This is a genomic window from Bacillus litorisediminis, from assembly GCF_022808645.1.
Classification (GTDB): domain Bacteria; phylum Bacillota; class Bacilli; order Bacillales; family JC228; genus Bacillus_BF; species Bacillus_BF litorisediminis.
Genome location: NZ_JAKZKT010000020.1, coordinates 59,759 through 82,807, shown reverse-complemented (window position 1 = coordinate 82,807; position 23,049 = coordinate 59,759). Strand labels below are relative to the sequence as shown.

Here is a 23,049-nt window from a genome sequence, read left to right as displayed (position 1 = left end):
TCGACACCAATTACAGTAGAGGGACTTGGGGTGGCTGGCAAGTCTTTTTTTATGCACCTAACAAAATAAGTGCAGGTCTCTGCATTTTTTCTTTGCAAAGCTCTGCACTTTTATTTTGCAATAAACATTTAGATATGAAATGATCCCATACCGTATAAACAGACGGGGCTTTTTCCTGCTGTTTTATGATAGGGATCATATTTTTAGTTTAGGAATTGTTTACCTGTAAGGTCCTTGATTAAAATAAAGGTCTGCCACTAGTTGCCAATCCTCTAAAAATAATGGCCATAGGTTAGGGCGTCGGCGGACAGCTAAAGGGTGGTAGGCTGCGGTTGTTTGGTACCCATGGACATGATGGAATCTGCCTCTCAATGATTTAACATCTGTTTCCGGATTCTCAAAGAAGGATTGCACAGCAATATTTCCAAGACAGACAATTAATTGGGGCTGCTTTGACTGAAGCTGTTGTTTAAAGTGATTCATGCAAACTTTTCTTGTTTGTTCTTTATCATATGCTCGTGTAGGTTTTCTTTTTAAAACATAGGTTACATATAAGTCATCGACTTTTAACCCAACCTGATTGGCAGCCCGTTGTAACGTTTGCCTTGTCCCGCAGACAAAGGGTTTATTTTCCCGATCCTCACGAGCCCCGGGATTGTCTAATAGAATGATGATTGGCGCTTCTGGATTCCCCTCGCCCCAAACCATCCGTGAACCATGTTGATCAAGACCACATTCGCTGCAATTGATCAGATCTTCTGGTGTTGCTTCTTCTGGCCATAATGAGGCGCAAAAATCAGACAACTGGTTTTCCTCCTTCTCTTGAGACATGGGTTGAGACATGGGGACGGTTCTTATGTTTCAAGATATGAAACATAAGAACCGTCCCTGCGTTTCATTTTTTGATTTTGTGGTAAAAAATAATTTGGATGGTTTGGACTAGCATGTAGATAGGGTAAGACCAGTACATTTTATAACCTTTGTCATAGTGAAAAAGGCCGATTTTTACTCCGATCCATTCAAGGAGTAAGGCGATGATGGACCAAATATAGATGTAGAGAATCGTTTGGTACCCTTTGATTCCTAGTTTTGAATATAAATAAATAAAAAAATAGCTAATTGAACCATTCATTACATAATAGGAAAAGTCCATGAGCTGATAGTACGAATTGTCATTTACATCGTATAAATCCCATGGTTTAACGCTTGTGGTATGGTCAAAAAATGGACAACCATTATCCCAAATATATAATGAGCCATTCCCTCAATCAAAGAGAAAATTTTGGGGGTGATTAAAATCAGTAAATTTAATAATAATATGGAAATAATAACAAACCATTCGTTCCAATCGAATGATTTTTCATATATGACTATCATGCCCAGAACTCCTTTTGGAAACATACAAAACCATTTTTGCAATCCCTAATCCGATCAATATAAAAGAACAGTGAACGGCAGCATTATAGTAGAAATTCCATTTTGTAAATTCCAGGACGTTGAAAAAGATTAATAATTTATCAATTCCAATCAAACAAGCAAAAATAAAAAGAAAATAAAATACCTTCTTTTTTAAAGTGAATTTTGTATAGAAAATATTAATTACAATCAGTATAAGCAGTGGAATGATAACATCCCGATAAAGTATAAAAGCGGGAAATAAATAAGGATTTTCTGTTGTATTCATCAGCTTCAAATTCAATGCTAAGATTGTGAAAACATTGGTTGTTAAAATGGAAACAACCATATAATTAATAGAATTCTGTATAAAATTAAAGGGTTTTCTTTGAAAAAAGAAGAAAAGGGAAATAGATAAAGTTAAAAAAATTGCGAAGGGTAACCCAATCATCATTGACTCCTTAATATAATAACTCTATATCTTTTTCATTATTTGTCATTTTCTGCCGAATATTCACTGTAATGGATGCATATGAAGGGACGGTTCTCTTGTTTCAGAACGAAACAAGAGAACCGTCCCTGTGTTGTGTTTTGGCAGATCTTCCAATAGTTCACTAATGTTTTAAGCTTGTATACCTGTTACCCTAACAGATGGCCTGTTTTTATAAAAAAAGTGAACAGGAGGTATTGACAAAATGAAAAAAATATTATTTTTATTTAACATAATTACACTTGTAATTGCTTCTTATACTGTGATTTCTCCTCAAATAAAAGCTGAGTCAGAAAATAGGGCAAATACTGAAGACAGCTTAAGCTTGCTATACCAAAGCAATGGGTATGGAACTAAATTAATGGACCAGGAAGAAAAATCTGTTTCCCCAGCGGCTTTAATTGAAAAGAAGGATACATTTCTTAAAATGTATAATGGCCTAACAATTTCGCCTGAAGAAATAAAGCTGCTTGCCCGACTTGTTCACGCCGAAGCCAAAGGTGAGCCATATGTAGGAAAAGTGGCAGTTGCAACAGTTGTGCTGAACCGCGTTGAACACCATCAGTTTCCAGATACGGTAAAGGAAGTTATTTATGAAAAGAATGCATTTGAACCTATTTTAAATGGTTCCATCAATGAACCGGCTGACAAGGAAGCGTATAAAGCAGTTCACGAGGCTTTAGTGGATCAAGCACAGGATGAAGGAAACAGTGAAGAATTACTATATTTTTATAACCCTGAGACGGCAACAAGTGATTGGATTTTTACTCGTGAGACTGTAAAGACCATAGGTAATCATGCATTCGCTATTTAAAAAACGTATAGCTTAAAGCCAAAGCCTGTGTTTTTTCAGATATAGAAGATGAGACGACGTCCCTTGAATCAAGGGTTTAGATACTAACGGGATGAGATGCACTTATTAATGGTGTTTTCCTCCCCTTTCATGATGGTTCACTTTACAGTAAATGCAAATGTATCTTTTTTGGAAAAGGGACAAAAATTTTCGAGTGTAAATTTCTACGTTAAGACAACATAGGGACGGTTCTCCTGTTTCAAGATAATGAAACAGGAGAACCGTCCCTATGTTTCATAAGTCTTCCTGCTTACTATTTGCAAGCAAATGTATTATACTTTGTACTAATTGATTAAAGTGATAAAGGAAATGATTTTGAGAAAGTGATTTATAGAGAGAGATTAATAGGAGAGGGTGCAAGAGAGTTATGCTTCAGAATCCTACAGGGAAAGAGCGGTTAGCACTTGCTTTTCTGCTTAGTATGTTAGGAATGTTAGGACCGTTCAATATAGATATGTATTTGCCGAGTTTCCCTGAAATTGCCGATGATTTAGGGGTACGTGCATCACTTGTTCAACTCTCTTTAACTGCTTGTCTGACTGGACTCGCATTAGGCCAGTTAGTGTTTGGACCCATTAGTGATGCCCATGGGAGAAGGAAGCCTTTACTGATATCGATTTTCTTATTTTCATTATCATCGCTGTTATGTGCTCTTGCTCCAAATATAACTACTTTAGTTGCAGCAAGATTTTTACAGGGTTTTACGGCTTCGGGAGGAATTGTTCTTTCCCGTGCTGTAGTACGAGACGTATTCAGCGGAAGAGAACTCACGAAATTTTTTGCACTTTTAATGGTCATTAATACAACGGCACCTATGATTGCGCCAATGGCAGGAGGAGCAGTATTACTAATGCCATTTGCCACTTGGCATACGATATTTTATTTTTTAAGCATGCTTGGAATTTTTATTGTCCTTACGATTACTTTTAAATTAAAAGAAACATTACCGTTAGAGAAACGGACGCCAAGCTCGTTCGGACATTCTGTTCGTACGATAGGAAGCTTGTTAAAAGATCGGTCTTTTATTGGCTACGCCCTAACTCTAGGGTTTATTCAAGGGGGCTGTTTTGCTTATGTATCAGGTACTCCTTTCGTATACCAGGGAATCTATGGGGTTTCCCCGCAAGTTTTCAGTATTTTGTTTGGAATCAACGGTTTAGCGATTATCACAGGCAGTTTCCTTGTTGGACGCCTGAGCGGAACTTTTCATGAAAGAAGCCTGCTTCGGGTGGCAGTCATCATTGCGATCAGTGTAACCTCGATACTTCTTGCGATGACCATTATTCAGGGGCCATTAGCCACTATTGTAATCCCTATTTTTATTTTCATGACCTGTATGGGCATGATTGCAACGAGCTCCTTTACACTTGCGATGCGGAACCAGAGACATCGGGCCGGCAGTGCAAGTGCGGTATTAGGTCTATTCCCATTATCAATCGGTTCGATGGTTGCTCCCCTTGTAGGGATTAATGAGACAACCGCAGTTCCGATGGGAGCTATCATATTTACAACAACTCTTATTGGTTCCATTGCCTTTTTTACATTAACCAGGGAAAAAATATCGGGAACAAGTCTGACTTTAGAGATGAAAGGGTAATCCTTTCATTTTTTTATGAAAAAGTGACAAGTAAAGCCACATTTGTGCCATCGAATGCACAAGGAAGGGTATAATAAAATGGTATAAGCAAACATTAAATAAGAGTCATCTACTATAAAAAAACCAAATCTATATGGTGTTTTTATTTAAAAGTGAAAGAAAAAGGGGATACAATGACAAACCGTAATGAAATAGGATGGAATTTTGATAATACCTATTCCCAGTTGCCTAAATTTTTTTATAACAGTTTGACGCCAAACCCTGTAAGCTCACCGAAATTGGCGGTGTTGAACGAACCTTTGGCTACAACCCTTGGGTTGAACCCCGAGGCGCTAAAAAGTGAGGAAGCGGTAGCTGTACTTGCTGGCAATCAGGTTCCCGAGGGTGGTTCACCTCTTGCTCAAGCCTATGCGGGACACCAATTCGGTCATTTTACGATGCTCGGAGACGGGCGGGCCATGCTGATTGGAGAGCAAATTACTCCTCATAAAGATCGGTTTGATATCCAGCTCAAGGGTTCGGGCAGAACACCATATTCCCGAGGAGGGGATGGGCGGGCAGCCCTTGGACCGATGCTTCGTGAATATATTATAAGTGAAGCGATGCATGCCCTGGGTATTCCGACGACTCGCAGTCTGGCAGTGGTAACAACAGGTGAGAACATCATTCGTGAAACGGAATTACCTGGTGCTATTCTCACGCGCGTAGCTTCCAGTCATCTTCGGGTGGGTACCTTTCAATATACGGCCAGATGGGGTGAATTGGAAGAGCTTCAGCTTCTGGCTGACTACGCGATCGAACGCCACTATCCGGAAATAGAAGCTAATGGAAATCGGTATCTTTCCTTTTTTAAAGAAGTAATCAAGCGTCAGGCATATTTGATAGCCAAATGGCAGCTGGTTGGCTTCATCCATGGAGTTATGAACACCGATAATATAACGATTAGCGGGGAAACGATTGATTATGGTCCTTGTGCGTTTATGGATACGTATGATCCGGCGACGGTATACAGTTCAATCGACAGACAAGGGCGTTATGCGTATGGCAATCAGCCGTATATTGGCGGTTGGAATCTGGCCCGGTTTGCTGAATCGTTACTGCCGCTTCTTCATGAAAATCAAGAAAAAGCGGTGGAGCTGGCCCAGGAGGAGGTTTCAAAATTTGGTGAGTTATATAAGACGAACTGGCTGACTGGGATGAGAGCAAAACTAGGGATATTCGATGAAGAGGAACAGGATGAAGCTTTTGTACAAAGTCTTCTCAGTATGATGCAAAAGTATAATGCTGATTATACTAATACTTTCCGGGCATTAACGCTTGATAGACCTGAGGGTGAAGATTTGTTTAATGCTCCTGAATTTAAAGAATGGTATGAGCAATGGCAGGCGAGACAAGGGAGGCAGAAGGAGTCTAAAGATGAAGCATATCAGCTCATGCGGAACAATAATCCTGCAGTCATCCCCCGGAACCACCGGGTAGAAGAAGCACTGGAAGCCGCAGTGGAAAAAGGGGACTACAGTGTAATGGAGCGATTGCTTGACGTACTTTCTAAACCGTTTGCGTACACTCCCGAACAAGAAGAATATTGTACACTTCCAGAACCATCAAATATTCCTTACCAAACTTTTTGCGGAACATAACAAAGGGACGGTTCTTCTGTTTCTGAAACAGAAGAACCGTCCCTTTGTTTCACCATTGTTTCAGATCAATTCTAGATAACCCGTTTTAAACATTGGTTGGCGTAAGCTTTCAGCAGGAAAAATAAAAGTCCAGGGCATGCTCGTTTCAGGTTCAATAACCAGTGCTGGAAGGGTAAATAAATGCTCTGCTACCATTTCATTGTCTTCTGCATAGCGCAGTTTTTTATTGTGAAATGATTGGGGATGTTTACTAAAGTTTTGGACAAGTACGGTTACCAATAATTCTCCCTTATAATTTACCGCCTGCCATAAAGGCGTGAATTCGATACTTGTATGCTTCGAAATGCTGGTATTCTTAAAAACATGTTCAATTTTTTGGCGATCTTTTGCAGAAATCGTTTTATCCCATGAAGATTCGAACTTAAGCGTCTGCATCTATGGATACCTCGTTTCCTAGATTTATGTTCATTCTATCATTTGTCTAATGAAATAGCAGTTGATCTTAGATTTACTCCTTCCCTAATAAAAACTCTGTTTATAGAGAAAATAGGAAGAAAAGAATATGGAGGTGTTTATAATGAAGGAAAATAACAGTCAAGAATATGAACATTTTACAATAGTGGGTACAAACATCAATGAAGTTAAAAGGAAAATTGCCAACTCAGGCATGTCTTATAACGAAGTAAAAGAATGGCTCGCCAAAACAACCGGCGGACACGGAACGTCTATTTATAGTGACACCGATGTTGAGCAAGTTAAACGGAAGAATCAGGGCTTGAAGTAATGTCAGAGGTCGAAACAGAGGGACGGTTCTCTCGTTTCATCCAATACTTTAATAAAAAAATGTAAAGGGGACGGTCTTCTGTTTCTATGAAGCAGAAGAACCGTCCCTTAGTTTCACTTAACAAAATGAATCTTTTGAACTTGGATTTTTCATTCCGAATAATGGGCGAATTCGCAGAGCAAGGAAGGTGCCTAGAAGTGCCATGACCATCCATACCCATCCATGGAGGCTAAAGGAGGCGATTCCGCCAAAGTAGGCACCGATGTTACAACCGAAGGCAAGGCGAGCGCCATATCCCATCATAAGTCCGCCAAGGATGGCTGCCCCTGCTACACCTGGCTTTATCTTTTTTGGTTTAAAGGTTCCTTGGAAAGATGCTGAAATAAATGCACCTAGCATAATTCCAAAGTTCATAACACTGGTAGAATCAGCTAACACGTTAGCTTTAAGAGCCTCTCCATTTGCTCCTGAAAAATAGCCCCAGCTTGAAACATCTACACCTGTAGCGTTTAGGAATTTTCCGCCCCATAGTGCGAAAGCAGACGTAATTCCCCATGGAGTCCCTCTGACCGTCAGGGTTAAAGCGTTTAGCACGGCTAAAATAATGGCTGCAGCAAATAATGGCCAAGAACCGCGCAGCACTTTTTTCCAGCCTGTTGTTGTCGGAAGAGGCTTTATCATTGGCGGGTTTTTCTTTTTCGCAATTTTAACTGCAATCCAGTAAATAGCTGCAAATACTGCCATTTGAATAACCCATCCGCCAAAGTAACCGAGGCCGGTTGTCTCAGCCAGGGAAATCGGAGCAAGGGAAGGAGTGCTCATCCAGAATGTAAAATGATAAGCCCCAAGGGTTGAACCTGCGATAAAGGAGACTAGGGTTAAGAGCATTGAAGAAGATCCTCCGCCTAGAGTATATAAGGTTCCTGAGGCACATCCATTTCCGAGCTGCATCCCAATTCCAAAAAGGAAGGCACCTACCAACACGCTTATTCCAACAGGTGATACATACCCAGTCGGTGTAATTCCAGTAAAGCTAAAACCCGAACTCAAGATAATTGCAAATAAAGTCGATGCGATAGCCAGCATTAACATGTGAGCTTGTATTCCTTGCGTATTTCCAACAGAAGCCAGTCTGCGGAATGCAGAGGTAAATCCAAAGCGGGCATACAGTAATGTCGCTCCAAGTAAAAGCCCAATAATAAATAGTACACCTTGTGTCCAGTTAGCCACTTGAACAATAGAGATTAGTAGAATAAGAGAAGCTAAAATGCCTGTTGCGACTAATTTCTTTTGCATAGGACTAAGATCTGTAACATAGGTAGTGGATCTATGATTTCTTGATTTTTGATTGATTTGTGATGTCATATCTAATGTTGTTTGTGACAATGTTATTCACCCCTTAACCGATAAATTTAGTCGGATTTCATGACTTACATATACTAATACAATTTAAATAGATAGTCAAATTAGTGATTCGGAAAAAGGGAAAGATTCATTTTATTGATTTTGAAACAAAAGAACCGTCCCCTTGTTTCACCCTTGTTTCAAAATATGGGACAAGTACATAGGGCGATTTTTTTATGCCTGAATATTTTAGTGTAAGGAAGGAGGATTTGAATGTCGAAGAAGAAGTATTCGGATAAAAAGATTAAAACTGAGATTGAGTATGAGCCTTCAAACAAGTTTAATCCTATTTTTAAACCGATTATAAATATAAATGTTTCGTGTGGAGATGGTGTCCCGCCAGAACCAGTTGATGAAACCTGTGGATGTACAGCCGAAATAAACGTTAATTTGGGTGTAATTATTGCAACGGGATTTATTTGTCCCAATAACTGTCAAATTGCCAGGAGTACTTTTTTTACTCAAGTAGGTTCCAACACCTTTACAGCAACAAATATAGAATCTGTTTTTTGTACAACAATCGATAATCGGATTTTCTTAAATGTATCTGGGACTGGAACAGATGAAGAGGGAAATGAACTTGTTTTTAATGCAACTTTTGTTGAAAATCCTGACGTTGGAATAAGTGATGTAATCTCTTTTATATCTACAGGTTTTAATAATCTTGGGTTACCCGCAGGTTTCTCTTATAATCAAGTAGCGGTTCCAGATAATCAGCTAACTGTTACACCTTGCCCCGATCCTACGCCTTAAGCCTCTTACGGACACAAGGGCGGGTTCCTGTGTCAAACAAGATCCTGCCCGTGCATTTTAAATTAACTAGTGTGGAAGGTGATATGCTACTGTATAAGTAGTGCATCAAGTATTGGGAGTATTGAATGTTTATATGCTAGAACCTGATTCAGAAAAAATAAGTAGAGGTGATTACATGAAAGTTGGGATGATTGGGATTGGAGATATTGCTAAAAAAGCCTATCTTCCGGTATTAACTCAAATAAAAGGGATAGAGCTCCATGTATGTACTAGAAATGAAAAAACCTTAAAAGAAATTGCAGCCAAATACAAAATTAGAGATACATATACTGAAATAAATATGTTATTAAATAGTGGAATAGAAGCTGCTTTTGTACATTCTTCAACTGACTCTCATGAGGAGATTATTGATCAGCTTCTCGACCACAATATTCATGTTTATATTGATAAGCCAATTACGTTCGATGGTGATTCGTCTGAAAGATTAATTCAAAAGGCAAAAAACAAAGGTTTAATATTGATGGTAGGTTTCAATCGCCAGTATGCCCCACCCTATCAAAAGCTGAAGGAAATAGAGGATCCTAATCTGATCATTATGCAAAAAAATCGCAGCCATCTCGCAGCTGATCCACGTACGTTTGTATTTGATGACTTTATCCATGTCATCGACACCTTACTGTATTTGTTTCCATACCAAATTAACAACATAATGATTCGCGGGAAGCAAGTGGATGGACTTTTGCATCACGTAATTCTTCAGCTTGAAGCAGAGCAGGGAACAGCAATTGGAGTAATGAATCGTGAAGCAGGGACTACTGAAGAAAAAGTGGAAGTAATGAGTCGTCATAAAACAAGAATTGTGAAAAATGTAAACGAGATTTACACACATAAAGAAAAGCAAATTTTAGATCATGGGTATAACGACTGGGAGCCTATGCTCCATAAAAGGGGATTTTATGGAATCATCACCGCTTTCTTGGAAGCGGTAAAGATTGGACCAGAATTTTACAACGGTTATGACCGAGATTTGCAAGGTCACCTAATTGCTGAAAAAATTGTTCAAACTCTTGAACAAAGGGAAGGTTCTTCGCTTGCTTTCATATGGGAGGAAGAAGAAGAACAAAATCGCTAACCGCTATGGCTGAAACTTAAGACCGGTGGCGTCACTTCATTCTTCTCAGCGCAATCAAATTTTATGCGATCAGATCTTGTGTATAGATAGAAAAAAGGCACAACTAGAAATCAACCTCTAGTTGTGCCTTTTTGTTCGCGTAACTTCCGTTTTTGTCCCTTGTAAGAACTGTCCCCTAACTATTTCTCCCCCCGTACCTATAAATCACCATCAGCAAAATAAACCAAACCGGAGTTATGAATAAGGCAACACGAGTGTCTTCAGCAAGCCCCAGGACGACTATAATGAAGGCCAGGAAGGTGAGGGTCAAGTAATTTGTCAATGGATAAAGCGGCATTTTAAATTTGTTTGCTTTCGCGAGTTCTGGTCTTGTTTTGCGATATTTCATATGACAGATGACAAGAATTCCCCAAATCCAAATGAAACAAACAGTAGCCACGCTTGAAACCAGCGTAAATACTCCTTCTGGCATTATATAGTTCAATACTACGGTAATTAGAATGACTGCTGTTGAAAAGAACAACGCATTGGAAGGCACTTTACGGTTATTTAATTTTGAGAATCGTTCAGGTGCATTTTTTTCTTTGGCAAGTGAGTACATCATCCGGCTTGTACTAAAAATGGCGCTGTTACCTGCCGAAGCAGCGGATGTTAAAACGACAAAATTAATGATGCCTGCAGCTGCAGCGATTCCAACCGCCACGAAGACCTGGACGAATGGGCTTTCGAGCGGATCGACGGCTGTCCACGGATAAATACTCATGATGACAGTTAGTGCGCCAATGTAAAAAATTAAAATCCTAATTGGAATATTGTTAATAGCTTGCGGAATTACTTTTTCCGGGTTCTCTGTTTCTCCAGCTGTCAGACCTACAAGTTCAACGCCAGCAAACGCAAACACTACCATCTGGAAAGCGAGAATAAAGCCTGTCATTCCATTTGGGAACATCCCCCCATGAGTCCAGAGGTTTGTGAAACTGGCTGGCCCCGCATCAGTAGAAAAACCTCTTAAAATCATGAAAATCCCAATGACAATTAGAGCTATAATCGCGATGACCTTAATTAATGCGAACCAGAATTCCATTTCGCCAAATAGTTTTACGGTTGTAAGGTTCATCATTAGCAAGATAACTAGTGCTATAAGTCCTGGAATCCATTGTGGAACATCTGGAAGCCAATACTGGGTATAGACTCCAACTGCGGTTAAGTCTGCCATTGCGATTGTAGTCCAGCTAAACCAATAGGTCCAGCCGGTGATAAACGCCGGCAAATTGCCTAAATAGTCTTGGACAATGTCAATAAAAGAATTATATTCTAAATTGGTTAACAGCAGTTCTCCAAGTGAGCGCATGATTAAAAAGGCAAATATTCCTGTAATCAAGTAAGCAAATAATATTGATGGTCCCGCTAAATGTATGGATTTTCCTGCCCCAAGAAATAATCCTGTGCCGATTGCCCCGCCAATAGCGATTAGTTGTACGTGCCTATTTTTTAGACCTCTTTCTAGTTTTCCTTCCTGCATTAATTTTTCCACACTCCTCATTTCAATGCCTGTAGCTTAATATTCCAAAATTTCATTAAAATATTAGGAAGCACAGGGACGGTTCCACTTCCTTATTGTCAGTTGTATGTCCCTGTTAATCCTTGAACAGGCACTGTTTATCTTTCTGCTTTTTCAATTTTATATACTCTGAAAAGAGAGACTAAGTGGGACAAGGGATCTGTGCTTAAGCTGATAAAGGACGGAACCTATTTGGCTATCTAATATGGTACCATCCTTTATTGCCTTAAAAAAGCGGGGGAATTGCCCTGACACTTGCTTAAAAGGCTGAATATCATATAAAAACCCCATGAAATTCTCATTAAATATCTTAAAATATTGTTAACTAAATTTATGTTTTTGGTTAATTAGCACATTTGCCTGCATTTTTAACATATTTTCTTAATATAAGGATAAGCTTTTAACTGGATAAAAAACGACAAAAGGAGATGGAAGCACTGAAAGACACTTTCTTTGCTAACCGGCCGCTGACGTTTAAAAATTTATCGGATTCGAATTTAACCTTTGAGGATGTGTATTTTCGCATTGTTTCCTTTATGAGGCAGGAGCCTATGGGCAATTATAGGCTCATGATTGGAACCGATTCTCATGTCTATTCAAAAGAGACCGTATTTATAACGGGCATCGTTATCCAAAGAGTGGGAAGAGGGGCATGGGCTTGCTATCGAAAATTGGTATATCCAAATCCTATCCGTAATTTACATCAAAAGATTTCCATTGAAACTTCGTTAACCGAACAGGTTGCCTTTATGTTTAACGATGAATTGAAAAATGAGCTAATCGAAATTGTTCTGCCGCATGTTTATAAAGGAGCAAGTTTAACAATGGAGGGTCACTTGGACATCGGCAAAGGACAGAGGAATAAGACAAGAGAATTTGTTTCAGAAATGGTAGCGAGAATAGAGGCACATGGAATACAAGCAAAAATCAAACCAGACTCCCTTGTAGCATCGAGCTATGCAAACCGATATACAAAATAAACAAAGGGACGGTTCTTCTGTTTCAAATGAAACAGAAGAACCGTCCCTTTGTTTTATTTCATAGCAGTTTTTTCCCGATTTCATACCAATCCCATAGACTTACTTCGGCTCCTGTGTCGTAAGGGACACTATTTTCTTTTTTTATTTGCTTTATTACATAATTTAAAGTAGATTCAATTTGTTTTTTTTCAGAATGGAAAATTCCTTCCGAATAGCCCAGAGAGATAGGGTACCATTCTGTTACCATCTTTCCATAATGGATGGATTGCTCGTAATCCTCTAAAAAGAAATAGCAATAGCTGAGATTGTTTAATAAAGAGATCCCTTTTTTCTGATCACCTTCATAATCCTTCTCAAACATCGATTTCAGCAGTTCCTGGATTTCATCATACCGCTCGATGCTTTGCGTTTTCTCACCTGCCAGGCGGTAATAATTGGCTTGAATCAGCTGTACACGAGCAAATTCTTTTTGATTTTCTTTTTCAAAAACAGCCATCAGTTTTTCAATTCGTTTGGCCGCTTCTAAAAAATAAGCTTTAGCTTCTTCTTTTTCTCCTAAATAGAATAAACATCTTGCGTAGGCTTCATAATCAGACCAGGATGTGGGGCCAATAGAGTCCAAAAAATTTTTTTTCCAGTGCAATTTTTCTGCATTCACTTTTATTTCTTTGGTCATATAATCCTCTCCTATGATGATGACAGAAAAGAAGGGAGTTCTTCTCCCTTCCTGTGAAATCACTGATTACAGATTGCGAATGATAATGAAATCTAAAGATTGAGTATCCTTTATTACATTTTCTAAATACTCATCAATCTTTCTGCCCGCTTCAATAACAGACCTGGCATCTCGAATACCGCCATAAACAACAGAACTCTTGTATGGAGCACCATTATCAATGATGTTTTTTAAGAGATTATAGGCTTCTCTCTCTTCCGGACTGATGGTTCCGTTAGCGATGGCTCTTTCAAAAGCATCCATGTATCTGTTTTGGCTATTGACAGTCATCCATTCTCTGTCTAGATAATAGCGAAGCTGTCCTCCTACATTAGATGCAAGTCGTGAACGCTTCTCTTTCCCGTCGTTCAATTTACCTTTTTCCGAGTGTGACCCTTTGGCTTCAATAATCAATGGTTCTCCAGTCGGGCTTTTCATCACAATATCAGGCCCTTGAGAGGTAAGAATGTTCGGATTGATATCACGCTGGGAATATAATAGTTTATAGCCTTGCTGTTCGTAGTACCATATCGCGGCTTCCATAGCAAAAGCTTCTGCCCTTTTTTTAGGATTTAAATAAGTACCCCAACGCTGTCGAATCTGCCGGTTTATTATGTTTCTTTGCGTGGCATCAAGCGTTAAGTCACCTAATTTAATACCGCTTAGTCTGCTTATTTTTTGCAGGTCATTCCCATGCTTTCCTAGCTGTGCAATCATTCGGTCAGAAGCACCCATTCGTCTTAAAGTAGCAGCTGCTCCTTCAGATATTTCATCCAGCAATCTAGACAGCATGGCAGGGTTGTCCCCAAATTCATCTAATATGATTCGATAGGCTTTTGGAAGATTATCTTTTGTACGTTTAACAAATTCTAAGAGTTTGGCAATCGTTTTTCCGGCATCACCGACAACTGGAATCACCCCGGCTGCAGCTAATAGACCGTCCCCAATATCAGCTTGGGTGAGGTTAGCGACGAAATCAACGATATCCCCATAGACAAGGTAGCCGGAAACGAGCTGCCCGATTAAATACGGAATGGAGTTGAATGTTTCTTCATCCATCCAGCCCCAATCAACAAGGGTTTCGCCGAATTCATTGACGCTAGCCCCGAGTAAGACTTCTTGAACATAATCAGTCCAAACCTTGTCGTACAAATCTGGGTCTGTTCCATTATTATACTCTTCCAAATCATTATAAGAATCCCCGTCGGCATTCCCGGTAAAAGGATCAGCTCCTATATCTACCTCAAGTCCATCGTTAAGCCCGTCGGAATCTGTATCAGGAAAGTAGATATAGGTTCCTTGTTCTAATTCTTCAGTGTATGTTAACCCATCACCGTCGAAATCTGCATCATCCTGCTCATTGGCAATTTGAAAGGAATCGCTAGACTTAAGTGAATTTAAAAGATCTAAAGTTTTGCTATTTTGTGAATCAGGCGTGTAGATTAACGTGAATACTGAAAATTGGTCTGTCTCTGCCAGTATTAAGCCGTTTTCTCTGTCGACCTCCTGATTTTCAAGCTGCGTAAAACTGTGGTTTTCTTTATCATACCTATACATTTTGATATTCTCAATGTCGCCATTTGGAATATCATTTTCATCGAATGGTATTTTGACTAGTGCCTGCTCAAATTCCTTTTCCACCGTTATTTCGACAAAATCAGAAACCGCCCCAGACACGTCTTGGAAAATGCTATAATCGGATACATTTTTTAATTGGACGTATGGTGAAATATCTCCTTGTGCCTGAAGTTCAAGAATAGTTCCAGATTGATTTTCGGTAAAGGTTTGAGTAAAACTTTCAAGTCCATCATATAGGCGGTCACGGTCGGAATCTTTTTTATGCGGGTCGCTGCCAACCTGATATTCCTCGAAATCATTTAAACCATCATGATCTGTATCCTTTAATAGAGGAGACGTTCCAAATTCCTCTAGTTCAATCCGATCCTCTAATCCGTCAGAATCAGAATCCTTTAAGACCGGATCTGTCTCTGCTACCTGTTCCTGAAGATTGGTTAATCCGTCTTGATCGGTATCTTCCTGATTGTCAGTTGTGTCGTTATTATTTGTATCTTGTTTAAGCGGGGATGTATATAGTTTTAGGATTTCAAATCCATCTAACAATCCGTCCCCGTCTGTATCCGGTTTTTCTTTGTTTGTACCAATCTTTTCTTCAATAGCATTGGTTGCGCCGTCGCTATCTGAATCAAGAAGCTGTTTTGCTTTTACTTTGAGTTCCTGGGCGCTAATCCATGATTTTTTGTAAAAATGAACGGACTGTTCCCGGTTGTTTTTATGTTCAAAGTCTAACCCTTTTTCATACTCTTTATGGGCCTGATCTAAAAGCTTTTTATCTTTGTTTGAAAATAAGTCGATATTTTCGTCGAGCAAAGCTAATAATTCTTTCGTCACCATTCTGTTTGCTGAAATTACTGTGTTAATGACATGAGTCTTTTCTTCAGAGGTAATGTGCGGGTTTGCTTCAAGGATGCCTAATGCATTCTTACTGTGGTCAAAAAATGTTGCGGCCTTTATTGCATTATTTGTTTCAAAATTGCCGTCCACTGCAGCCTGTAACTCAAACAGTGCATATTCCACCCGTTTATTATTTTTAGGCGGATCCATTTCAGGGAAATTTTCGATTTGTTCCATTGCCTCTGCCATTAACTGTTTAACATTTTGCTCAGACGACTCGGATGCATCTGCCAGCTCTGAAATAGTGGAAATTTTCTTTTGGCTTTCTTTTGCCGCAGTCATGCCTGGCAGCATAGCTGAAATGACTAAAACTAACACAAGAAGCCAATGCAAAGATACTTTAGCTTTCAAATTTTTCCCTCGCTTTCTATTACTATTAAATTTAAAAACACATAAACCATCATAATTGATAGGAATTTCTAAAAAAAGGGAATATCCACCCATTTTTCCCATTAATTTTCCAGTGAAATTTGACATATATTGTATTAAAGGTTCAAAGCAGATTCCATATGTCAACAGGAAAAAAAGATTATTCCTTAGCATCAAATGGGTCGTGCCCTTAACACGTTAATGCTTTAACGCGCTGGGGGTCACGACCCATTTACACGAATGTATTTCTAATGAAAGGCTTTTGTTTTTTGTTAAATAAACTTCAATCCTACCTATGATATAATAATATGTCCAAAAGATTTAACGTATAGGAGGTTACCATGTCACAGTTAGATACTACTCTTGAACAACAGACATCTCATCAAAAAAAAATGATTTGGTTTGTTGTCACATTTATTCTCATTGCAGTTGTGGGATTACTTTATGTAAAATGGTGGCCTTATTATCACAAGTCCCTAACAGCGGCCCATACACATTCGATTGGATCATCTATATTGGGTGATCTATCAACTATGACACCATCATGGCAAACTGCCTGGGACTATGCGGTGGCTTATTTCCAATCGGTATGGAAAGCAGCAGTCCTTGGGATTCTGCTAGGATCTTTATTGCAGGTTTTAATTCCTACACATTGGCTTCTTAAATTACTCGGCAAAAAGTCATTTGGAAGTACTGCGATCGGTGGTATCGCTTCAGTACCTGGGATGATGTGCTCTTGCTGCGCAGCGCCAATGGCTGTGGGTCTCCGTAAAAAGAATGTATCTGTCGGGGCAGCCTTAGCGTTTTGGATTGGAAATCCAATGATTAACCCGGCAACACTTATTTTTATTACTTTTGTTTTATCGTGGGAATTCACGTTAATTCGTCTTGTATTCGGACTTATTTTAACATTTGGAGTTAGTTATTTAGCTAATCGATTGGTAAGAGACGCAGAGCCTGTTTACGATCAGGTTTTAAAGGATCCACAACAAGAGGGCAGCTTTTTATCAAGATGGGGAAAAAGTTTAGCAAGTATGGTTCTCTATATTCTTCCAGCATACGTATTATCCGTTCTGCTATTAGGAGCGGGGCGGGTATGGCTATTCCCGGAATTAAGTGACACAGCAGCAAACAGCCTAATGGCCATTATTCTATTTGCAATTGCCGGGATGCTTTTTGTCATACCGACAGCAGCAGAAATTCCAATCATACAAACATTTATGTCCTTAGGACTTGGGAGTGGACCTGCTGCTGCCCTGTTAATTACATTACCGGCAATAAGCCTGCCCTCTGTCATTATGGTATCTAAATCTTTCCCCAAAAAAGTAATTTGGTTTTTGCTTGCTTCAGTTGTTATTCTTGGAATCGTAAGCGGGCTCATCGGGAAGATGATTCTTTAAGATCAATATTAAAGTCATAAACCTAGGGTTCGGCACCTGCCAGTGTCATAAATCCTAGGTTTTTTAAAACGTTTTTATTCAAATATGAAGAAGTTTTTTACTCTGCTTTTAAATTTAAGAAATCACTGACTGCTTTCACAAGCTTGGTTTTAGGATAAGATTGATATAATCCATTTGCTAATCGAATTGGATCTCCAAAAAAGAACCGTTCATATTGAGTTTGTCTCGTCCCAAATGAACTCATAGTCAGGTCCCAGGCTAAACGAAAAATTTTAACTCGGTCCTCAGCCTTCATGCAGGATCCTTGAAGATACAGATCTAAATCTGGCCGGATTTCTGAATAAAAGTCTTTTTCAGCAGGTAAGGTTACCATTCCGCTGGCACCAATTAATTGGATGATTTCACAAAAGCGAGGATATATTCGGGGAAAAACATTACTTGCAACCCGAAGCGGAATGATATTTGGCCGCATATATCCCCATTCGTCCAATTGTGCATCGTTTTCTGACTTCTCTAAGAGAGCCTTCATCGTTTCAAGACCGATGATGATCTCTGATAGTTTTTCCTGGATATGCTGGTATTCAACTACGTTAATCGTTTCCGCAAGGAGTTCGGCAAGGCCCAACAGAAATTCTGTTTTAATTACTTGTCTTGTTACAGCTTGATGCACAGTAAAAGAATGAAAAGAACTTTTAACTAAGAATTCGTTAGACACCTCAATATTGTGATAAAAGAATACCCGGTTCCACGGGACTATCACATTATCAAAGACGACAATAGAATCCATTTCCTCATATCGTGAACTTAATGGGTGATTAAAATGAGAGTCTCCGCCAACAAAAGATTCCCTGCAAATAAATTTTAAACCTTTCGTGTCAGAGGGAATGGAAAACGCAAATGCTTCATCTTGATCAAAATATAACCCGGGACCACTTATCACCAAAACTTCATCGGTTAAGCCACCTTGTGTTGCGAGTAAACGTGCTCCTTTTATTACAATACCTTTTTCATTTATATCGATAATTCGTGCAGCAATTGGCTCTTCAGAATCATACATATATGATTGGGAACGGTTCACTTGTGGAGTAATAAAAGTATGTGTAAACGAAAGGTCTTGTTCTCTGGCTCTTTGATATAGGGATTCAATATTGTCAGGAAAACAATTTTCTTTTTCTTTTATCAGGGACGCAGAAGAGGCCAAACTCATCATCACTGTGTTCAGATAGTCAGGTGTTCTCCCCATCATCCCGCCCGTATGTCTGGCCCAGTGTTCTATCATCCTGCGTCTTTTTCTTAAATCCTCTTTAGTTTTAGGCTGCAAGTACGAAAGACTGATAGGGTCTCCTGTTTCTGGTGATCGGAATATCATCTCATCCTTAAACTTTGGGTGATGCTGTAAATCGTAAAGGGACGCTTTAGTCCGAATAATCCCTTTAAAGGCGGGATGTTCTGAAATTTTTCCTTTTAGCCTTTCTCCATTAAACCAAATCTCGGTATTCATCTGATTTAATCGGTTTATGAATTCTTCACCGTTTATGGCTCCCATGGTATCACCTCCACCCCCCATAATTAAATAGTTCCGATGGTTTATTGTATTAGTCCAACTGTAAGCTTGTTCCATATTTCTAATTTGATTTGAGCAATACATTAAAAAAGAGCCTTTTAATTATAAATGGCTCGTGTGTTTGTGAAACTTCCCAAAAGCCACTGTCAGGCTTTTGTGACAATCTCTTTTGTTTTACAATTGAAATTTATGAGATTCCGTTATGGATTGCTCTCGCTGAAGTTTCTTTTTGTCCGTGCAAAAAGAAGTAAAGAATGGCTGTTGCCAGAACGGTCACACCCAGGATGGCATAAAGTAAATTGTAACCTGCTAGAGGGATGACAAACCCAAGAAGGTAAGGTCCGAATCCATACCCAGCATCAATTAATATAAAAAATGTAGAAGTAGCGAGGCCCATACGATGGGACGGAGTCAGTTTAATAGCAATAGCTTGGGTGACTGATTGCATATTACCGAATCCGAGACCAATCAGAATCCCTGCTAATAGAAACGTAAGGCTTACTTCTGCAGTACTTAAAATCAGTAATCCGCCGCCAAAGAGGACAAAAGCTGGATACATAACATAGTTCGCACCCTTAACATCCATTAAGCGGCCTGTGAATGGACGAGATACTATGATAGCAGCTGCATAAACAATAAAGAAAAAGCTGGCTGCCTCAATGAGTTCTAGCTCGATTGCATAAAAATTAATAAACGAAAGAACGCTAGAGTAGCAAAAACCTAGGATCATAGCGACAATTGAAATAGGCACTGCTTTTGGCTCAATAAAGCCAGATAACTTAAACCCTTTTAATTCCGAGGCACTAGATCGAGCCTCAGCAGCTGGTATATAGAGAAAAATCCCGATTAGTAAACTAATGATTCCTAATATGAGGCAAAAACTGAAAATCATTTGATAACTTGTGTGCTGGCTCATAAACAGCCCGATAAATGGGCCAATCGCTGTAGCAAGCGTAACACTTAGACTGTAGAAACCGATTCCTTCCCCTTTACGGGCGGCTGGAATAATTCGTGCAACAATGGATCCGGTCGCCGTACTGGCCACCCCAAGTGCAATCCCGTGAACGAATCGATTAATCAGCAAAAAAGTAATGCCTAATTTAAAAAAATATAAAAAGGAAGTTAAAGTAAAAAAAGCAAGACCAATATATAAAAACTTCTTATACCCCATTTGATCTATGATTCGTCCAATAAAGAGACGTCCGATTAACGTTCCAATAATAAATATTCCGGTTACAAGCCCGGCCTGGCTTTCCGAAGCATGATACTTCTCAACTGCATAGAGAGCTACAGTAACCATTAATAAATAAAAGATTAAGTATAAGAAAAAATTAACAGATGAAACAATGATAAAATCCTTTGTCCAAAGTCGGGGCTTCTCCTGATTCACTTAGCTGTCTCCTCTCTGAAATATATGGTTTCTGATTTCTCCCATAATACGAATTACTTCGATTTGTTCTTCTTCCGAGATCCCCTTTAGTATGTTCTCTTCAAATTCGTCAATCGTGAGACGCACTTCTTTATAGATTTGGACTCCTAATTCAGTCAGCTGCATCGGTTTTTCCCGTTTGTCTTCGCTTGGGACTTGCTTAACATAGCCCATTTCTTCTAAGCGGTTCATCGTTCTCGTTATAGTGGGTTTTTCGACCCCCTGATAAGTAGAAAGTTCAACGAGTGTAGCAGAACCAAAATTATATAAGTAGTACATGATTGTCCATTGAGCCCTTTGAATTTGATGCTTGCTAAGGAGAATATTCAAATTATTTTCAAACGGACGGTATAGCATCAAGAGCTGATGAAAAAATTTTTGAGAAGTTTTGATCGTACAGCACCTCCAAATAATAGTTATCCTGGGTAATAGTTATCCTGGGTAACTTTATTATATAAACATATTTATGAAAGTATGTCTAGTTTCAAAAGCATATATTTCCTGATTTAAAGCACAATAAAAGGAAATGGAAAGATTCAGGAGGTACATACATGGGATTGAATGTTACCCAAAAACTTATTAAATCGCATCTATTATCCGGTGAAATGACACCCGGTCAGGAAATAGGGCTAAAAATTGATCAAACTTTAACCCAAGACGCAACTGGAACCATGGTTATGCTGGAGTTAGAAGCTATGGGGCTAGATTATGCGAAAACGGAAGCATCGGCCCAATATGTGGACCACAATTTAATTCAGGTAGATAGCAAAAATCCAGATGATCATTTGTTCTTGCAAAGTGCAACACGACGGTTCGGGCTTTATTACAGCCGTCCCGGGAATGGTGTCAGTCATCCCGTTCATATGCAGCGGCTTGCTAAGCCGGGAAAAACGCTGCTCGGTTCCGACAGCCACACTTGTGCAAATGGATGTATGGGAATGCTCGCAATGGGGGCAGGCGGTATAGATGTAGCAATGGCAATTGCGGGGGAACCCTTTTATGTAAAAATGCCAAAAGTCTGGGGAGTCAAACTAATTGGTAAACTTCCAGACTGGGTCAGTGCAAAAGATGTGATTCTCGAAATGCTTCGCCGCCATGATGTGAAGGGCGGGGTCGGGCGTGTAATTGAATATTATGGACCTGGCCTCGAGAGTTTAACAGCAATGGATCGCCATGTCATTGCGAATATGGGGGCAGAGCTCGGGGCAACCGCCACTGTTTTCCCATCAGATCAAGAAGTGAGACGGTTTCTAAAGCAGCAGGGACGTGAAGAGGATTGGATGGAGCTGGTAGCAGATGAAGGGGCCACATATGATTTGCATGAAGAAATCAATCTGTCTGAGCTAGAGCCGCTGATTGCCAAACCCTCAAGCCCTGGTAATGTGGTAACGGTTAAGGAAGTGGAAGGACTGCCTATTTATCAATCCTATGTTGGCTCTTCCGCAAATCCGGGTTATCGTGATTTTGCAATAGTTGCTGAGATTGTAAAAGGGAAACAGGTGGCACCTGGAATCTCCTTTGACATAAATCCAACATCTCGGCAAATGTTAACAGACTTAGTAAAGGAGGGGCATATTGCAAGTTTGCTGCAAGCTGGAGCAAGGCTTCATCAGGCAGGCTGCAATGGGTGCATTGGGATGGGACAAGCACCTGCAACCGGCAGAAACAGTCTGAGAACAACCCCTCGCAACTTCCCTGGCCGTTCCGGAACGAGAGAAGATAGTGTGTTTTTATGCAGTCCTGAGACTGCAGCTGCGTCTGCTTTAAAAGGAGTTATTACGGACCCTCGATCGTTAGATATGGAATATCCGAAGGTAAAAGAACCGGATGACCCAACGCTTGAATTAAATTTGTTAGATGAGCCGCTTACCTATGAGGAGGCAAGAAAGGTTGACTTACACAAAGGTCCAAATATTGCCTCCATTCCAGAGATGGATCAGCTTCAAGATAACTTAGAAGTTCCGATTTTATTAAAGATGGGAGACAATATTTCAACCGATGAAATATTAGCAGGAGGCGCTCGTGTCCTCCCTTACCGGAGTAACCTGCCTGAAATCAGTAAGTTTGCCTTTGAAATCATTGACGAGAACTATTACGAAAAAGCAATGAAATTACGGAATGAAAGCGGTCATGCAATTGTCGCCGGTTTTAATTATGGACAAGGGTCCAGCCGTGAACATGCAGCGCTTGCACCAAGGTATCTAGGTTTACGGGTTGCATTAGTAAAAGACTTTGCCCGAATTCATTGGCAAAACCTAGTTAACTTTGGAATCCTGCCTGTTACATTTGTCCATGAAGAAGATTATGACAAATTGGAGCAAGACGATGTTCTGATTTTTACTGATTTGCGTGCCAAAATTCAGCAAGGCAGTGAATTCAGTATTCGTGTTAAAGGAAAAGGACTCGAGATTGATGTTCGGCACAACTTATCTGGACGTCAAATCGATATGATGTTAAAAGGCGGACTAATCAATTGGGTAAAAGACCGTCAAAACAGTCATGTTTAAAAAT

The 23,049-nt window shown here is 39.7% G+C and carries 19 protein-coding genes; 9 read left to right on the top strand and 10 right to left on the bottom strand.

What is annotated here, in order from left to right:
• Nucleotides 1–219: 219 nt before the first annotated feature.
• A complete protein-coding gene (locus tag MLE14_RS12100; RefSeq protein WP_243298632.1) occupies nt 220–804 on the bottom strand; it encodes a uracil-DNA glycosylase in 585 nt (194 codons plus the stop codon).
• A gap of 372 nt (nt 805–1,176) precedes the next feature.
• Nucleotides 1,177–1,377: a hypothetical protein gene (locus MLE14_RS12095; protein ID WP_243298631.1), complete on the bottom strand. Its 201-nt coding sequence runs from the start codon at nt 1,375–1,377 to the stop codon at nt 1,177–1,179.
• Nucleotides 1,378–2,090: 713 nt separating this feature from the next.
• On the opposite strand from MLE14_RS12095, the gene MLE14_RS12090 reads away from it, so the two are divergent.
• The 3 genes from MLE14_RS12090 to MLE14_RS12080 all read left to right on the top strand — a co-directional run bounded on the left by MLE14_RS12090 (nt 2,091) and on the right by MLE14_RS12080 (nt 5,975).
• Nucleotides 2,091–2,699: a cell wall hydrolase gene (locus MLE14_RS12090; protein WP_243298630.1), complete on the top strand. Its 609-nt coding sequence runs from the start codon at nt 2,091–2,093 to the stop codon at nt 2,697–2,699.
• A 406-nt stretch (nt 2,700–3,105) separates the two neighbouring features.
• Entirely contained in the window at nt 3,106–4,335 is a 1,230-nt protein-coding gene (locus MLE14_RS12085; RefSeq protein WP_243298629.1) for a Bcr/CflA family efflux MFS transporter, read from the top strand.
• Between the two features lie 173 nt (nt 4,336–4,508).
• Nucleotides 4,509–5,975 (top strand): protein adenylyltransferase SelO, encoded by a 1,467-nt coding sequence (locus MLE14_RS12080; RefSeq protein ID WP_243298628.1) that lies wholly within the window; start codon nt 4,509–4,511, stop codon nt 5,973–5,975.
• A gap of 60 nt (nt 5,976–6,035) precedes the next feature.
• Here MLE14_RS12080 and MLE14_RS12075 read toward each other — a convergent pair whose 3' ends face one another.
• Nucleotides 6,036–6,410, bottom strand: coding sequence for an SLAP domain-containing protein (locus MLE14_RS12075; protein ID WP_243298627.1), 375 nt, complete (start codon nt 6,408–6,410; stop codon nt 6,036–6,038).
• 142 nt (nt 6,411–6,552) lie between these two features.
• Between MLE14_RS12075 and MLE14_RS12070 the strand changes: the two genes are divergently transcribed.
• The gene (locus tag MLE14_RS12070) at nt 6,553–6,759 is read left to right on the top strand and encodes a gamma-type small acid-soluble spore protein (RefSeq protein WP_243298626.1); all 207 of its coding nucleotides are present in this window, start codon (nt 6,553–6,555) and stop codon (nt 6,757–6,759) included.
• Between the two features lie 117 nt (nt 6,760–6,876).
• Here the strand turns inward: MLE14_RS12070 and MLE14_RS12065 are convergent, their stop codons facing one another.
• Nucleotides 6,877–8,124, bottom strand: coding sequence for a YeeE/YedE family protein (locus MLE14_RS12065; RefSeq protein WP_243298637.1), 1,248 nt, complete (start codon nt 8,122–8,124; stop codon nt 6,877–6,879).
• A 252-nt stretch (nt 8,125–8,376) separates the two neighbouring features.
• Here MLE14_RS12065 and MLE14_RS12060 point away from each other — a divergent pair, with 252 nt between their 5' ends.
• Together MLE14_RS12060 and MLE14_RS12055 are read left to right on the top strand one after the other, a co-directional pair.
• On the top strand, nt 8,377–8,916 hold the full coding sequence (locus MLE14_RS12060; protein ID WP_243298625.1) for a hypothetical protein: 540 nt from the start codon (nt 8,377–8,379) through the stop codon (nt 8,914–8,916).
• A gap of 175 nt (nt 8,917–9,091) precedes the next feature.
• Nucleotides 9,092–10,048, top strand: a complete 957-nt coding sequence (locus MLE14_RS12055; protein WP_243298624.1) for a Gfo/Idh/MocA family protein — start codon at nt 9,092–9,094, stop codon at nt 10,046–10,048.
• Nucleotides 10,049–10,223: 175 nt separating this feature from the next.
• Here MLE14_RS12055 and MLE14_RS12050 read toward each other — a convergent pair whose 3' ends face one another.
• Nucleotides 10,224–11,570 (bottom strand): amino acid permease, encoded by a 1,347-nt coding sequence (locus MLE14_RS12050; RefSeq protein WP_243298636.1) that lies wholly within the window; start codon nt 11,568–11,570, stop codon nt 10,224–10,226.
• A 467-nt stretch (nt 11,571–12,037) separates the two neighbouring features.
• Here MLE14_RS12050 and MLE14_RS12045 point away from each other — a divergent pair, with 467 nt between their 5' ends.
• Nucleotides 12,038–12,589 (top strand): ribonuclease H-like YkuK family protein, encoded by a 552-nt coding sequence (locus tag MLE14_RS12045; RefSeq protein WP_243298623.1) that lies wholly within the window; start codon nt 12,038–12,040, stop codon nt 12,587–12,589.
• A gap of 58 nt (nt 12,590–12,647) precedes the next feature.
• Here the strand turns inward: MLE14_RS12045 and MLE14_RS12040 are convergent, their stop codons facing one another.
• Nucleotides 12,648–13,265, bottom strand: a complete 618-nt coding sequence (locus MLE14_RS12040; RefSeq protein ID WP_243298622.1) for a tetratricopeptide repeat protein — start codon at nt 13,263–13,265, stop codon at nt 12,648–12,650.
• Nucleotides 13,266–13,331: 66 nt separating this feature from the next.
• Nucleotides 13,332–16,127 carry a hypothetical protein gene (locus MLE14_RS12035; protein ID WP_243298621.1) on the bottom strand — a complete coding sequence of 932 codons (2,796 nt, stop codon included), beginning with the start codon at nt 16,125–16,127 and terminating at the stop codon, nt 13,332–13,334.
• Between the two features lie 359 nt (nt 16,128–16,486).
• Between MLE14_RS12035 and MLE14_RS12030 the strand changes: the two genes are divergently transcribed.
• Nucleotides 16,487–17,545 (top strand): permease, encoded by a 1,059-nt coding sequence (locus MLE14_RS12030; RefSeq protein WP_243298620.1) that lies wholly within the window; start codon nt 16,487–16,489, stop codon nt 17,543–17,545.
• A 97-nt stretch (nt 17,546–17,642) separates the two neighbouring features.
• Here the strand turns inward: MLE14_RS12030 and hpaB are convergent, their stop codons facing one another.
• The 3 genes from hpaB to MLE14_RS12015 all read right to left on the bottom strand — a co-directional run bounded on the left by hpaB (nt 17,643) and on the right by MLE14_RS12015 (nt 20,895).
• Nucleotides 17,643–19,091, bottom strand: a complete 1,449-nt coding sequence (hpaB, locus tag MLE14_RS12025) for a 4-hydroxyphenylacetate 3-monooxygenase, oxygenase component (RefSeq protein ID WP_243298619.1) — start codon at nt 19,089–19,091, stop codon at nt 17,643–17,645.
• 205 nt (nt 19,092–19,296) lie between these two features.
• Nucleotides 19,297–20,499: an MFS transporter gene (locus tag MLE14_RS12020; RefSeq protein ID WP_243298618.1), complete on the bottom strand. Its 1,203-nt coding sequence runs from the start codon at nt 20,497–20,499 to the stop codon at nt 19,297–19,299.
• Nucleotides 20,500–20,895, bottom strand: a complete 396-nt coding sequence (locus tag MLE14_RS12015; RefSeq protein ID WP_243298617.1) for a MarR family winged helix-turn-helix transcriptional regulator — start codon at nt 20,893–20,895, stop codon at nt 20,500–20,502.
• A gap of 194 nt (nt 20,896–21,089) precedes the next feature.
• Between MLE14_RS12015 and MLE14_RS12010 the strand changes: the two genes are divergently transcribed.
• A complete protein-coding gene (locus MLE14_RS12010) occupies nt 21,090–23,045 on the top strand; it encodes an aconitate hydratase (protein WP_243298616.1) in 1,956 nt (651 codons plus the stop codon).
• The last annotated feature ends 4 nt before the right edge of the window (nt 23,046–23,049 follow it).

Excerpts from the sequence above, each read along its gene's own strand:
- MLE14_RS12095 (WP_243298631.1), bottom strand. The coding sequence starts at position 1,377 with ATGATAGTCATATATGAAAAATCATTCGATTGGAACGAATGGTTTGTT.
- MLE14_RS12090 (WP_243298630.1), top strand. The coding sequence starts at position 2,091 with ATGAAAAAAATATTATTTTTATTTAACATAATTACACTTGTAATTGCT.
- MLE14_RS12085 (WP_243298629.1), top strand. The coding sequence starts at position 3,106 with ATGCTTCAGAATCCTACAGGGAAAGAGCGGTTAGCACTTGCTTTTCTG.
- MLE14_RS12080 (WP_243298628.1), top strand. The coding sequence starts at position 4,509 with ATGACAAACCGTAATGAAATAGGATGGAATTTTGATAATACCTATTCC.
- MLE14_RS12075 (WP_243298627.1), bottom strand. The coding sequence starts at position 6,410 with ATGCAGACGCTTAAGTTCGAATCTTCATGGGATAAAACGATTTCTGCA.
- MLE14_RS12070 (WP_243298626.1), top strand. The coding sequence starts at position 6,553 with ATGAAGGAAAATAACAGTCAAGAATATGAACATTTTACAATAGTGGGT.
- MLE14_RS12065 (WP_243298637.1), bottom strand. The coding sequence starts at position 8,124 with ATGACATCACAAATCAATCAAAAATCAAGAAATCATAGATCCACTACC.
- MLE14_RS12060 (WP_243298625.1), top strand. The coding sequence starts at position 8,377 with ATGTCGAAGAAGAAGTATTCGGATAAAAAGATTAAAACTGAGATTGAG.
- MLE14_RS12055 (WP_243298624.1), top strand. The coding sequence starts at position 9,092 with ATGAAAGTTGGGATGATTGGGATTGGAGATATTGCTAAAAAAGCCTAT.
- MLE14_RS12050 (WP_243298636.1), bottom strand. The coding sequence starts at position 11,570 with ATGCAGGAAGGAAAACTAGAAAGAGGTCTAAAAAATAGGCACGTACAA.
- MLE14_RS12045 (WP_243298623.1), top strand. The coding sequence starts at position 12,038 with ATGGAAGCACTGAAAGACACTTTCTTTGCTAACCGGCCGCTGACGTTT.
- MLE14_RS12040 (WP_243298622.1), bottom strand. The coding sequence starts at position 13,265 with ATGACCAAAGAAATAAAAGTGAATGCAGAAAAATTGCACTGGAAAAAA.
- MLE14_RS12030 (WP_243298620.1), top strand. The coding sequence starts at position 16,487 with ATGTCACAGTTAGATACTACTCTTGAACAACAGACATCTCATCAAAAA.
- hpaB (WP_243298619.1), bottom strand. The coding sequence starts at position 19,091 with ATGGGAGCCATAAACGGTGAAGAATTCATAAACCGATTAAATCAGATG.
- MLE14_RS12015 (WP_243298617.1), bottom strand. The coding sequence starts at position 20,895 with ATGCTATACCGTCCGTTTGAAAATAATTTGAATATTCTCCTTAGCAAG.
- MLE14_RS12010 (WP_243298616.1), top strand. The coding sequence starts at position 21,090 with ATGGGATTGAATGTTACCCAAAAACTTATTAAATCGCATCTATTATCC.